Source organism: Paenibacillus gallinarum (genome assembly GCF_014836635.1).
In the GTDB taxonomy this organism is placed as follows: domain Bacteria; phylum Bacillota; class Bacilli; order Paenibacillales; family Paenibacillaceae; genus Paenibacillus; species Paenibacillus gallinarum.
In genome coordinates, this window is record NZ_JACSQL010000004.1 from 173,281 (window position 1) to 186,188 (window position 12,908).

A 12,908-nucleotide genomic window follows, 5' to 3' on the forward strand; every position below is an offset into this window, starting at 1 on the left:
ATGATACTTCCTCCTTAAGATTCGCAAGATTCACATTCGTTCTCAATCGTGAGTGCACGGCTTCGTACATAGTAAGTGGATTTAATACCCGCTTTCCATGCATGAAGGTGAAGTTCCAGGAATTCTTTTGCCCGAATATCAGGGCGAACGTACAGGTTAAAGCTTTGTGCTTGGTCAATGTGGCGCTGGCGTGCAGAAGCCATATTAATGGAAGCATGTTGATCCAAGTTAAATGCCGTTTTGTAATACCAAATCGTTTTTTCGGAAAGATCTGGCGCCGGGTTCGCGATTTTGTAAGTTGTTTTCTCTTCATAAGAGAGAAGTTCGTACAGTGGATCGATACTAGCGGTAGAACCAGCAATGATGGAAGTCGATGCATTTGGAGCAATCGCCATCATCCAAGCATTCCGCACCCCATGTTCTTTAACTTCAGCAGCAAGCTCATTCCACTGTGCTGTCGTTACAAATTTGCCTTCACGAGATCCATCCGTATAGTTACGTTGTGTGAAGTAGTTGCCATTTTCCCAATCAGAGCCTTCAAACTTCGGATATTTTCCTTTTTCTTTGGCAATTTCCATACTGGATTTGATGGCAAGATAGCTGATTTTTTCGTACAGATTATCATTGTATGTGACTGCTTCTTCCGATTCCCAGCGAATGCCTTCGAGAGCAAGCAGATGATGAAGTCCGAATGTACCGAGACCAATCGCACGATACTGACTGTTTGTATATTGTGCTTGCAACACTTGAATGTTATTGATGTCAATTACATTATCGAGCATACGCATTTGAATCGGAATCAAACGATCCAGCACATCATTTGGTACAGCGCGAGCAAGATGAATGGAGTTCAGGTTACATACAACGAAGTCGCCTGGTTTTTTGGTAATTATAATCCGTGTCTCTCCATCTTTCGTAACCAGTTCTTCTTGTTCGATAACTGTAGCTGATTGGTTCTGCATAATTTCCGTACAGAGGTTGGATGAGTAGATCATTCCGCTGTGACGGTTTGGATTCGCACGGTTTACGGTATCGCGATAGAACATGTACGGTGTACCCGTCTCAAGCTGAGACTTCATTACACGTTTCATAATATCAATCGCAGGGAGCGTAATCCGGGACAATTCCGGGTGATTCGATGCTTCTTCATATTTATCACGGAACGAGCCTTTGCCGAATTCTTCATCATAGAAGTCTTCGAGTCCGAGGGCACGGCCATGTTTGTCTTTCCAGCCCATCACTTTTTTCACTTCATGAGGGTCGAACAAGTTCCATTCTCCGCGCTGTTCTACACGTTCCATGAACAAGTCGGGAATTGTGATGCCGTGGAAAATATCATGTGCACGCATCCGCTCGTCACCGTTATTCAGTTTCAAATCAAGGAACGCTAAAATATCTTTATGGAATACATCAAGATAGACAGCGATAGCGCCTTTACGTGTACCCAGTTGGTCTACGCTTACGGCAGTATTATTCAGCTGGCGAATCCAAGGGATGACACCTGAGCTGGTGTTTTTGTGTCCGCGGATATCAGAACCTCTAGAGCGAACTTTACCTAGGTAAACACCGATACCGCCGCCCATTTTACTTAGGCGTGCTACGTCTGTATTGGAGTCGAAAATACCTTCAAGCGAGTCATCAACAGTGTCGATGAAGCAGCTGGAGAGTTGTCCTGCTACTTTTTTACCTGCATTAGATAAGGTTGGTGTAGCTGCTGTCATGTACAGGTTACTCATTGCCCAGTAAGCTTCTTTAACAAGCTCCACTCGTTTTTCTTCTGGTTCTTTGTGCATCAGATACATGGCGATAACCATATATCGCTCTTGCGGAAGTTCCATTACTTTTCCATCAAAATCATGTGCGAGGTAACGCTCTGTCAGCGTAAGGAGTCCGATGTAATCAAACAACAAGTCATTTCTCGGTTCAATCGTGCGTCCAAGATCTTCAATTTGTTCTTTGGTGTAGCATTCTAGCAGTTCTTCGCGGTAGATGCCTTTTTTGACCATACTGGCGATCAGGGGCTGAAAAGCACCATAAGGCTTATCTGTATATGCTTTGTATCTGCGATTATTCGCAGCTTTTTTATATAAAGAAGTGAGCAGCGAACGGGCTGCAGCGAACTTCCAGTTAGGTTCTTCTTTAGTTACAAGTTCAAGGGCGGACATAGAGAAGGCACTACTAATCTCTTCACCGGAAACTTCTTCACGGCGGAGTTTGGAATTTACACCGCGTAAGAGTTTTTCTTTGTCGAGCATAGGGAGATCTGCCAGGATACGATCTGCATATGTAGAGATACGATTTTCGTCAAATTCGAGTTGACGGTTGTTTGGTTTGGAAACGACTTGTGGCATGGAGAGCCCTCGCTTTCTTCTTCAAAATAATAGATATAAAAATGTTAAGTCCCATTACATTTGCGGATGGACTTTACATGCTGTCAACCTTTTTCACAAAATTGAACAAGTCCGACTGAAAAAAGAGCCTGACTTTCCATAAGATTGAAAAAACCAGGCTATAAACCAGCCTATTTTTTTCACAAGATTGAACAAGTCCGGCTTTAAAAAAAGCCGGATTTGTTCAATCAAACAAAAAGCATTTCCCAACCCAAAGGTCAGATAAATGCCAATAAACCTTTATTTCCCGGCTGCTATCCACCCATCATCTCACGATGAATCGGTAAAAAGGAGCACTGATGTTGTGTAAGAAAAACAATAAAAACAAACTTTGTCAATTACATTCTTCTTTTAGGCCGATGCCAATAGTTTGTAATAGATCGGGGTTTTTCCTATTAAAAATAACTTGACAAAAATAATAGTGTTGTTTTCGCCGAATTTAGCTGTCACACTACATTTGGATATGTATATAAACAGTACCCCAATATATTGTGTTTGTAAACAGTCTAGTAACATTGAAATGCAATTGCGATTATAGCAAAAAAGCCGAGATACCGCAAAGGAAAAGGGATGGAGGATTTGTGTCCAACCTCTAAAAAATTTTTTTGTGCGTGGTTTCGACATGATACAATATGCTTATCGTTTATAAGGGGATAATCTAAAAGGAGGTTTGTTGAATGGCAATAGCAGAAGTAACAATTATTCCGATCGGAACGGGAAGTACGAGTCTTAGCAGTTACGTTGCTGAACTGCAACAAGTGCTTGCTGAGCAACCTGGCATTACCTACGAACTAACATCAATGAGCACGATTATTGAAGGTGATATTTCAGATGTACTCGCTGCGATTGCAGTGCTGCACGAGACCCCTTTTGCAAGCGGAGCTCAGCGCGTCTCCACCTCTGTCAAAATTGATGACCGAAGAGACCGGGTATCATCCAGTAGGCAAAAACTGCAGTCTGTCAGAGAGAAACTCCAATAAAGGAGAACCACAGTTTCCTTATATGTCCAATATCTAAACGTGGCTTCATGAGCCCAATTCTTACCTTTTCCCCTTTGAACCCAGTCATCTTTGCGAAAGAAGCATAAGATACACTGTACCAAAGGAAAAAGGAGGAATTACAATGAGTGAAGTTGGATACGGAAGTTATGGTGGAGGAAACTATGGCGGTGGAAACTACGGTGGTGGAAACTACGGCGGTGGAAGCTGTGATGGAGGAAGTTACGGTGGATTTGGTGGAGGTTTTACATCCACAGCTGGGATCCTCGTATTGTTCATCCTTTTGGTAATCATCTCTAAAGCATTTATGTCTTACTAAAATTTGATTATGTCTTTCCCGGAGCCCGTTCTGCTATTTGCAGAATGGGTTTTTTTATTGAAGCGAGCTGAACTTTGTCCGATGGATGTGGGAGCTGTACAGCATTAAGAAGACAGTCTGAAATAAACGATGGTAAGACTTGATTCAGATCTGCTTCTGTGCTAGATTATAGGGAATTCAATAAGAGAAAAGTTTTCTAGGGTTCCGCAGATGAGGAAAAATGATCTGGACTGGTCCGAGGGAAAACGCACGAATATAGTAGGATTCGTGTTATCACGGAGGGACAAAAGCCCGGGAGATCTTGTCATTATGACGAGTCTCCCGGGCTTTTTTTGTTTCAGTATTTGTATGAATCCTCCGGATATTTTCTTGTTAAGGATTAATCCATCAACAGAAAGGATGAAGAAAATGAACTCAAACTGGCTAAAGGTGCTAACAGCTGTAATCTTTGAAATTGGCTGGGCTTCAGGTCTTAAACATGCAGAGCTTTGGTGGGAGTGGGGCGCAACAGCCATAGCTATCTTTCTAAGTTTCTATTTACTTATCTCTGCGACCCGAGTTTTGCCTGTGGGAACAGCCTATGCCATCTTTGTCGGACTAGGTACGGTAGGGACGATGCTCGTTGATGTCTTGATTTTCGGCGTGGATCTGAATGCTGGGAAAATTCTATTCGTGATCACACTGCTTACAGGTGTTGTAGGTTTGAAACTTGTAACTAAAGATCATGAAAAAAAGGAGGTCTCTTAATATGGACTGGGTATATTTGATACTGGCTGGACTGTTTGAAATGTCAGGTGTCGGTATGATTAATCAATGGAACCAGAAGCGCAGTGCACGTGCAATGTTACTGTTAGTAGGAAGTTTTGCAATCAGCTTTGCCTTCCTTGCACTTGCGATGATGACGCTGCCCATGGGTACGGCCTACGCCGTATGGACTGGAATTGGAGCATCAGGGGGAGCGCTGCTTGGGATGATATTCTATGGGGAGGCCAGGGATGCTAAGCGTATCTTGTTTATTGCAATGGTATTAGTGTCTGCTGTTGGTCTAAAGTTTGTTTCGTAAATAATATTTGTTGAAATAAAAATATTGCCAGAATTAAGCTATTCACAAACAATAGCTGATTCTGGCAATAAAGAGGATCATGTCATCTATGTAATTTATACTGCTTTGTTAGTTTCCTTCCAAGTTAGAAGTGTGCCGATACAATGGTAGAAGCGTGTTTAATATGATCAAGCGGCACCGGGATCTTCCCCTGATCGCAAGTAATTACAAGATTCTTAGTATCATTGTTGATATCTATCTCGCCTACATAGGTGTCCCCGTTCTGCAGTACGAGACACACCGTATAGCCTTTCTTCTCAGCGTATCGCAACGAGTGTAACAGCATGTGATCCCTCCATCTCAAAGATACAGACTGCAATATATCTCAACCATCTGGTCGTATATGATAATAATGGAACATAAATCAGCCAGTGGATAATATTTACAATATATAATGTAACATCTTTATTTTTGTGAAGTAAATGAAAAATTTAAATAAAGATGAAAACGTTTTTACCTTAGTAGGTTGATATCTTCGCTTTCATTATAGTTGGGATCGTTACTATTAAACTGTTTCCAGGCCACGTATAAACCTATCCCAGAGACAATAAGTCCAAGAATCGCGGCAATGAGGGTAAGCTGGTCCAAGGTAACAAGGTTGGAATCTACATTGTTGTTATTTTTTCTGCTGGCGTTTTTGTTTTTGTTTTTGACAGTGGCCTTCACTTCGTTCACCTTCCCGCATCCCAGGTATTCTTCCTTCTATATCTTATGTTATGAAATGGTATGAGTTCGTAAAAAGGGTAATTCCCTACGCCTTGAAATCAAAAGCGGTGCCTGCTCATTTGTAGTCAGATTGTGGGTTGTGAAGGACAGGAATCGAAGGATAGGGTGAGAGCCCAAAAAGAAGAAAGTTGGATAAGTGCCCGGTCCAAACCGGCCTGAATGACATAAGTTAGAGTGTAGGAAGCGGAAAGGAGGAGTTAAAATGAGTGGATACGAATATTGTGGTGGCAACAATGGTTGTGGAAATGTTGGCGGATCTGGCCACGGAGGCTGGACATCGATAGGAGCAATTCTTGTACTCTTCATTCTCTTGGTTATCATTTCTAAAGCATTTACTTGTTACTAATATTCTCTTGTTTTCAGTAAAAAGAAGCTGCCCTGATATTAGGGCAGCTTCTTTATTTGCGTCTTGTACACGGTCCCAAACAAAATATTCAAGTTCAAGGCAAGAGCCCGGACGTCGGAAATCCTTTTTACATATGTATAGGGAGAAGCCTAGTAGGCGATATAAAGGGAGGAATATTTAATGAATGAACAATATAGTTGTTATCCGATGAATTCCAATTATATTTCAGGGTACCCTGTATCCGGTTACGAACGGATGTATCAAACTTACGGAGGCAAGTGGGAGGAACCCGTGAATTCCTATGCCATGCCGTACTGTGGGACTCCATATGTTCATAAATCCCCCGACTATTTGGCGGGAATCCTGCTCGTATTATTCGTCTTGCTTGTTATTATCTCAAAGACCTTTTTCTAGAGCGCGCTAAAATTGGATAGCCCCCGTACCTAGGGTCCGGGGGCTGCTATGTGCAAGGTCGCCCGCGTCATGTCGATCGCGAACAGCTTGCGATTATTTAATTGATTTAACCTGTGGTTGCTAAATGCAGTAGCTACAGATAGCTAACGATTCCTCTGGTGAACGATGTCGTTCACGCTTGCCGAGAATAACTGACTTTCATACAACAAAAGCCCTACCTCTCTTTTGTCCTTGCGGCTCCGAAGACCGCGCCAGTTTGAATGAAAATAAAATCTAAAATCTTTGTTTGGGTTATAACGCGATTCTTACTTCATGAGGTTAAATGAAGGAATTATTCTACTTTGAGGAATATGAATGGGGTTAAATACTACATTACTTCTTATTATATCATAGTACAAGCTATAACACAAATATATACTATGTGATACACCGATATGATGTATTTCCGGATTCATGGAAATCTCTCCTGGTTAATAATACAACAAGCAAGTAACAACATCCCTAGAGCTCAGGGTAATGGATTACAACAGTGAAAAACGACAGAAACATTACTATAAATGACGAGGAGATGAACGATCATGGATAACAACGTATTTAAAGGAAAATGGACGCAAATGAAGGGTGAAGCTAAAAAACAATGGGGTAAACTGACAGATGATGATCTGGATGTAATCAATGGTGAGAAAGACAAATTGATTGGTAAACTCCAAGAAAAATATGGTCACACGCGTGAACAGGCGGAGACTGAGTACAACAACTGGAGCAATACGAACGTACGCTAATAACTTAGCTTACTTACAATGAAGAAGAGGATTGATTCTGCGGAATCGGTCCTCTTCTTTGTTTATGTAGAATTAAATCTCTACATGGTATGATTTCTTGTAAACAGATCAGACATATTCATATGCTGATAAAGAAGGGACCGATGAATTTTGCTGGAACAGACTCGTAAAGCGATCGTTATTGGAGCAACCGGGATGGTTGGTCAGCAACTGGTTACTGGGCTGCTTGAACAAAAGCCTTACACGGAAGTCGTTATTTTAGTGAGAGAATCACTAGAGTTTACTCATCCCAAGCTGAAACAAGTGGTCGTAAATTGGGATGAGCTTGAGAAATATGAATCCGCCTTTCATCAAGCAGATGATTTATTCTGTTGTTTAGGTACAACAATCAAAAAGGCAGGATCACAGGCAGCTTTTCGCAAAGTAGATCTCGAATATCCCGTTACTGCCGCGAAGATAGCGGAGCGCCATGGAATAAAACAATTTATTGGGATTTCTTCGATGGGTGCCGATGCAAAATCGCGTGTTTTCTATTCGCGTACGAAAGGCCAGTTCGAAGAAGAGATTAAGAAGACGGGAATCCCTTCCGTACATTTCGTACGTCCTTCACTGCTTATCGGAGATCGCAAAGAACATAGAACAGGGGAGAAGATGGGTGAAATTCTCCTTGGGCTCTTAGATCCATTATTAAAGCTTGGAAAAGGGCAGAATTATCGTGCGATACCAGGATCACTTGTAGCTACTGCCATGATTCGTATTGCCTTACAGGAACAGAAGGGGATACATATCTATTCCAATCAAAAGATTAGGGAGATCGCAGAGGCTGAGCCACTGTCTCAGAAATAGACAAGCCTCGCACATTTGACTACAATAACGTATAGAAAAGTATGGAAATATTAAAGGAGGTTCATCCGTATGAGCAAAAACACGATCACAACCGAAAAAGCACCGGGTGCCATTGGGCCTTACAGCCAGGCTGTAGAAGCAGGCGGATTTATTTTCACATCAGGACAACTTGGTATTGATCCGGCGACGGGAGAGTTTGGAGCGACTGTAGAAGAGCAGACCCGTTTGTCTCTGGAGAATGTAAAAGCGATTCTTGAAGCGGCTGGGGCAGGACTTACCCAAGTTGTGAAAACAACGGTCTTCTTAAAAGATATGAATGATTTTGTCCGTGTGAATGAAGTGTACAGTTCATTTTTCGAACAGCCATACCCAGCGCGTAGTGCAGTAGAAGTAGCTCGTTTACCAAAAGATGCGCTTGTTGAGATCGAGACGATTGTAGTAAAAGGGTAAGACCTTATACAAATGATGTTATTACTGAATTAATTCAAAAAGAGACCAACGCTTTGGCGAGGCCACTGAAAAAGTCCACTCATAAAAAAAGGTACTGATCCTCAAAAAAGTTGAGGATCAGTACCTTTTTTTCGCTTATAATTAATGCATCATTAAAAGTAGGTGAGCGGATGATTCGACAACAACAAACCTTGGTTCTGAGTCCTTATGCGGCACTGTATGACATTGTTGTACCGAAGGACAATATGCTTCGTCAAATCAATGAATTGGTGGACTTCACTTTTATATACGAAGAGTTGGAAGCAAAATATTGCTTAGACAATGGACGTAACGCCATTGACCCGATTCGCATGTTTAAATATTTATTACTGAAAGCTATATTTGAACTCTCTGACGTAGACATTGTTGAACGCTCTAAGTATGACCTGTCGTTTAAATTTTTTCTTGGCATGGCACCAGAAGACTCGGTAATCGATTCAAGTTCTCTAACGAAATTCCGCAAACTACGTTTAAAAGATATGAACCTACTCGACATGCTTATCGGGCAGACCGTAACCCTTGCGATTGAGCAGGGTATCTTAAAGAGTACTTCTATTATCGTAGATGCCACGCATACGAAAGCTCGCTACAACCAGAAGTCACCGCAAGAAATCCTGCAAGACCGTGCGCGGAAGCTGCGCAAAATGGTTTACACGATGGATGAATCGGTCAAAGCCAAAATGCCAGTAAAGAACGTGAACCATGTGCTCGAAGACGAAATTGTGTACTGTCAAAAACTTGTCGCTTTCATCGAAGAAGAATCCGGAATCGCACAGGTGCCAAAAATTGTAGAGCCGCTTAATCTTCTGAAAGAGACGATTGAGGATGATGTAGAGCAACTGCGCCTTGCAGCAGATCCAGACGCGCGCGTAGGACACAAGAGCGCAGATAGCGCCTTTTTCGGTTACAAAACACATCTAGCGATGACCGAGGAACGACTAATAACGGCAGCTGTCATTACGACGGGCGAAAAAAATGATGGCAAGCAATTACAGACACTGATCGAAAAAAGCCAAGCCGCCGGGATGCAGGTCAAAACGGTAATTGGTGATACGGCGTATTCTGAGAAGGATAACCTGATCTACACGAAACAAAACGAGATTGAACTTGTAGCGAAACTTAATCCACTCATTACACAAGGTGCTCGTAAGAAAGAGGACGAGTTTCTGTTCAACAAAGATGCTGGCATGTACGTTTGTCCAGCCGGACACATGGCGATTCGAAAAGCACGACAAGGGAAAACAGGCATCAGTAAAAACCAACAAGACACCTATTTTTTCGATGTGGAACTCTGCAAACGCTGTCCGTTTAAGGGAGGCTGTTACAGAGAAGGAGCCAAGAGCAAAACGTATTCCGTGACAGTAAAATCCGATGAACACTTGGAACAGAAGGCGTTCCAGGATACAGAATATTTCAAAACAAAATCGAAGGAACGCTACAAAATTGAAGCAAAGAACAGTGAACTCAAACATGGGCACGGGCATGATGTAGCCACATCCTCGGGTCTGCTTGGCATGCAACTGCAAGGTGCTATGACCATATTCGCTGTAAATCTCAAACGAATACTGAAATTAGTAGACTAAGAACTACTAGTGAATACAGCATTATGAAGACAAAAAGAAGACATTCACCTCCAAAACGCGGAGTGAATGTCTTCTTTTTACACTATTTGCACAGCCTCCGAAGAAAAGCGCAAGTTCTTCAGTGGCCTCGCTTTGGCGATGGTCTCTTTTTGCGTTATTATTTTTTCTTCCGTAAGAAAATCCATACTGCAAATAAGAAAATGACAATGGCGAGCCCAATTGCTGTATAGGAAACAGCAAGGATATCCGATTGTTTTACTCCGATAGCAATATAGGCCCATACGAATACAAGCGGCATGATGAAGTCGTTATATCGGTAGCTAACTGCAAAGGCAACGATGCTGCCAAGCAGAAGCAGAATGATAGCCCACGTTTGATCTCCCAGGTTAAATCCGCTCCAGCCGAGTTTACTCAGCCATACGGTCACGTTTATCAGCGTCGCTACACTAACCCACCCTATATAGATGCTAAATGGAAGTTTGACAAACCAAGTTTCTCCGAGCGTAGGGGAAGGGATGTCTCGTGTACGCAAATACATTTGAATAAGGGAGAACAATAAAATGAATATGACAAGTACGGACCATCCGATCAAAAGGTTCTGCCAGAGGATGATCCAGCCTGCGTTTGCTAAACAGCTAATGAAGAACCAGATTCCGACACGAGCTGTTGTATTCCGATTTTTTTGAGAAGGCAAAAACTGAAAAATAACAAAGCAGGCAAGGAGGATATAAATGACAGACCAGATGATAAATGCATATCCAGCCGGAGTAATTAATACCGGATAAAGTTCAGATACTTCCTGTGTTGTTCTTCCCCCGATCGGTAATATATTCGCGAGTGCGTTGACTACAATAACAAGAATCAAGCCTACTACATTTAACCATTTGTAAGAGTTGTGTTTGCTGTTAATTTGCATACGATAACCTCCTGTAATTAATTTTGAAGAGGGTGAATATGTACTGACCAACGAGTCATGCAATACTTACCCTTCTCTTACATTTTTCAATCAAAAGAATATGCACTCCCTGGAGGTACCCCTATGAAGAATAAGGCGGCAAATCACTTCAGAAACAGGCATGATCCTGCTCCATTTTCTATATTATGTAATTATATCCCTAAAATATCATTCAATTTCCTTTAAGTGGGTTATATATACAATAAAGTGGTTAAAGAAAGGGGGGTTCATCCATGAACCGAAAATCTTCACAGATGATGCAGCAATTTATTTTTGTGGGTCCTGCTCTATTTTTCTTTATGCTCATCATTGCAGCACCGTTTCTGCTGGGGATGTATTACTCCTTCACGGAATGGAGTGGTGCCTCAAAAGATCCCGTTTGGGTGGGGTTCGCTAACTTCACCAAAATATTTACAGATGACCCTGCATTTTTGAAATCGTTTACATTTACAGCTTTGTTTACAGTGGTAGGGGTCCTGCTCACCAATCTTATTGGATTTTTTCTTGCTTACTTTTTAACGAAGCCGCTGAAGACTAAAAATGTGCTGCGGACCGTATTTTTTATGCCGAATGTCATCGGTGGACTCTTGCTCGGATTTATCTGGCAATTTATATTTGTCCGCGGTTTCGCTTCTGTGGGTGAAGTGACAGGGCTTGCTTTTTTTAATCTGCCTTGGCTAGGGGATGAAACGACTGCTTTCTGGGCCATCGTCATTGTGTTCGTATGGCAGACCGCAGGCTATTTAATGGTAATTTACATATCTTCACTGAATAATGTACCGACAGATGTTTTGGAGGCTGCTCAGATTGATGGAGCCACCCGGGGACAGATGTTAAGAAGTATTATCGTTCCGCTCATTATGCCGGGAGTAACAGTCTGTCTGTTTCTTGCCATCTCTTGGTCGTTCAAGATGTTTGATCTAAACCTCTCGCTGACCAAAGGAGGACCGTTCCGCTCCACGGAGTCTCTTGCGCTGAACATTTATAATGAAGCATTCGTGAACGGAAGATACGGACTTGGTACAGCGAAGGCACTCATTTTCTTCATCGTGGTTGCGATTATTACCAGCATCCAGGTTCGTCTGACGAAGAGCCGGGAGGTGGAAGCCTAATGGAAACGAGTAAAAACTACCGTTTTACTACACTCCTCACCGAAATCATTATGATCTTGATCGCTTTATTGTTTCTCGTTCCGTTCTATTTCCTGTTTGTGAACTCTGTTAAAAGTTTTGGTGACCTGCTGACGAATGCGGCAGCATGGCCGAAAGTTTTTGAATGGGGCAATTATCAGCGAGCGTGGGAGATTACCAAATTTCCAAAAGTATTATTCAACTCTCTGTTTGTAACGATTGTCAGCAATTTATTGCTTGTCTTGTTTAGTTCCATGACAGCCTACCGGATGGTAAGGCACAACAGCAGGTTTAACCGCGTCCTCTTTACGCTGTTTGTTGCTGCCATGGTCATTCCTTTTCAGTCGATTATGATCCCGCTCGTTAAGGTGACAAGTACCGTTGGGCTGATGAACAGTCACTATGGGCTTATAATTTGTTATCTCGGTTTTGGCATACCGATATCTGTATTTCTGTTCCATGGTTTTGTGAAGTCCGTTCCTATTGAGATTGAGGAAGCAGCGAGGGTCGATGGAAGTAATGCGTACGGGGTGTTTTTTCGAATCGTATACCCGCTTATGCGACCGATGTATGTGACGATCATTATACTGAACACGCTTTGGATCTGGAACGATTATCTATTGCCGTCGATACTTCTGCAGAATAGTTCACTTCATACCATTCCAATTGCCACGTATGCTTTTTTTGGGCAATACACAAAGCAGTGGGATTTAGCTCTGCCTGCGCTAGTGCTCGGCATTACACCGGTCATTATTTTCTTCCTGTTAATGCAAAAGTACATTATCCAAGGAATAACCGCAGGATCAGTAAAGGGATGACAGCTAATTT

At 42.2% G+C, this 12,908-nt stretch carries 15 protein-coding genes, 1 pseudogene and 1 riboswitch; of the genes and pseudogenes, 12 read left to right on the forward strand and 4 right to left on the reverse strand.

The genetic code is table 11. The annotated features are described in order from the left end of the window. Positions 1-14 precede the first annotated feature (14 nt). Positions 15-2,351, reverse strand: a complete 2,337-nt coding sequence (locus H9647_RS11800) for a ribonucleoside-diphosphate reductase subunit alpha (RefSeq protein ID WP_191800073.1) — start codon at positions 2,349-2,351, stop codon at positions 15-17. Between the two features lie 716 nt (positions 2,352-3,067). Here H9647_RS11800 and H9647_RS11805 point away from each other — a divergent pair. From H9647_RS11805 to H9647_RS11820, 4 genes and pseudogenes are all read left to right on the forward strand, one after another. Next, positions 3,068-3,370, forward strand: coding sequence for an MTH1187 family thiamine-binding protein (locus tag H9647_RS11805; protein WP_191800075.1), 303 nt, complete (start codon positions 3,068-3,070; stop codon positions 3,368-3,370). A 232-nt stretch (positions 3,371-3,602) separates the two neighbouring features. Continuing rightward, positions 3,603-3,707: pseudogene (locus H9647_RS26310) on the forward strand (YjcZ family sporulation protein); the annotation flags it as partial. Positions 3,708-3,892: 185 nt separating this feature from the next. Further along, a riboswitch (guanidine-I (ykkC/yxkD leader) is annotated at positions 3,893-4,007 on the forward strand. A 108-nt stretch (positions 4,008-4,115) separates the two neighbouring features. Further along, complete coding sequence (locus H9647_RS11815) at positions 4,116-4,454, forward strand: DMT family transporter (protein ID WP_191800079.1); 339 nt, start codon at positions 4,116-4,118, stop codon at positions 4,452-4,454. A 1-nt stretch (position 4,455) separates the two neighbouring features. After that, positions 4,456-4,770, forward strand: coding sequence for a DMT family transporter (locus H9647_RS11820; RefSeq protein ID WP_191800081.1), 315 nt, complete (start codon positions 4,456-4,458; stop codon positions 4,768-4,770). A 124-nt stretch (positions 4,771-4,894) separates the two neighbouring features. Here H9647_RS11820 and H9647_RS11825 read toward each other — a convergent pair whose 3' ends face one another. Together H9647_RS11825 and H9647_RS11830 are read right to left on the reverse strand one after the other, a co-directional pair. After that, on the reverse strand, positions 4,895-5,095 hold the full coding sequence (locus H9647_RS11825) for a hypothetical protein (RefSeq protein ID WP_191800083.1): 201 nt from the start codon (positions 5,093-5,095) through the stop codon (positions 4,895-4,897). A 167-nt stretch (positions 5,096-5,262) separates the two neighbouring features. Next, the gene (locus tag H9647_RS11830; RefSeq protein ID WP_191800085.1) at positions 5,263-5,484 is read right to left on the reverse strand and encodes a hypothetical protein; all 222 of its coding nucleotides are present in this window, start codon (positions 5,482-5,484) and stop codon (positions 5,263-5,265) included. A 253-nt stretch (positions 5,485-5,737) separates the two neighbouring features. Between H9647_RS11830 and H9647_RS11835 the strand changes: the two genes are divergently transcribed. The 6 genes from H9647_RS11835 (at position 5,738) to H9647_RS11860 (ending at position 9,995) form a co-directional block, all read left to right on the forward strand. Then, positions 5,738-5,881 (forward strand): sporulation protein YjcZ, encoded by a 144-nt coding sequence (locus H9647_RS11835; protein WP_191800087.1) that lies wholly within the window; start codon positions 5,738-5,740, stop codon positions 5,879-5,881. Positions 5,882-6,061: 180 nt separating this feature from the next. After that, positions 6,062-6,295, forward strand: a complete 234-nt coding sequence (locus H9647_RS11840; RefSeq protein WP_191800089.1) for a hypothetical protein — start codon at positions 6,062-6,064, stop codon at positions 6,293-6,295. A gap of 578 nt (positions 6,296-6,873) precedes the next feature. Further along, positions 6,874-7,077, forward strand: coding sequence for a CsbD family protein (locus H9647_RS11845; protein ID WP_191800091.1), 204 nt, complete (start codon positions 6,874-6,876; stop codon positions 7,075-7,077). 150 nt (positions 7,078-7,227) lie between these two features. Further along, positions 7,228-7,923, forward strand: coding sequence for an NAD(P)H-binding protein (locus tag H9647_RS11850; protein ID WP_225229241.1), 696 nt, complete (start codon positions 7,228-7,230; stop codon positions 7,921-7,923). Positions 7,924-7,992: 69 nt separating this feature from the next. After that, on the forward strand, positions 7,993-8,373 hold the full coding sequence (locus H9647_RS11855; protein WP_191800093.1) for a RidA family protein: 381 nt from the start codon (positions 7,993-7,995) through the stop codon (positions 8,371-8,373). Positions 8,374-8,543: 170 nt separating this feature from the next. Beyond that, entirely contained in the window at positions 8,544-9,995 is a 1,452-nt protein-coding gene (locus H9647_RS11860) for an IS1182 family transposase (protein ID WP_191800095.1), read from the forward strand. Between the two features lie 157 nt (positions 9,996-10,152). On the opposite strand, the gene H9647_RS11865 is transcribed toward H9647_RS11860, so the two are convergent. Continuing rightward, a complete protein-coding gene (locus H9647_RS11865; RefSeq protein WP_191800097.1) occupies positions 10,153-10,911 on the reverse strand; it encodes a TspO/MBR family protein in 759 nt (252 codons plus the stop codon). Between the two features lie 272 nt (positions 10,912-11,183). Between H9647_RS11865 and H9647_RS11870 the strand changes: the two genes are divergently transcribed. Both H9647_RS11870 and H9647_RS11875 read left to right on the forward strand, forming a co-directional pair. After that, positions 11,184-12,062, forward strand: a complete 879-nt coding sequence (locus H9647_RS11870) for a carbohydrate ABC transporter permease (protein ID WP_191800099.1) — start codon at positions 11,184-11,186, stop codon at positions 12,060-12,062. Further along, the gene (locus H9647_RS11875; RefSeq protein WP_191800101.1) at positions 12,062-12,898 is read left to right on the forward strand and encodes a carbohydrate ABC transporter permease; all 837 of its coding nucleotides are present in this window, start codon (positions 12,062-12,064) and stop codon (positions 12,896-12,898) included. The genes H9647_RS11870 and H9647_RS11875 overlap by 1 nt, the downstream gene beginning before the upstream one ends. Positions 12,899-12,908 lie beyond the last annotated feature (10 nt).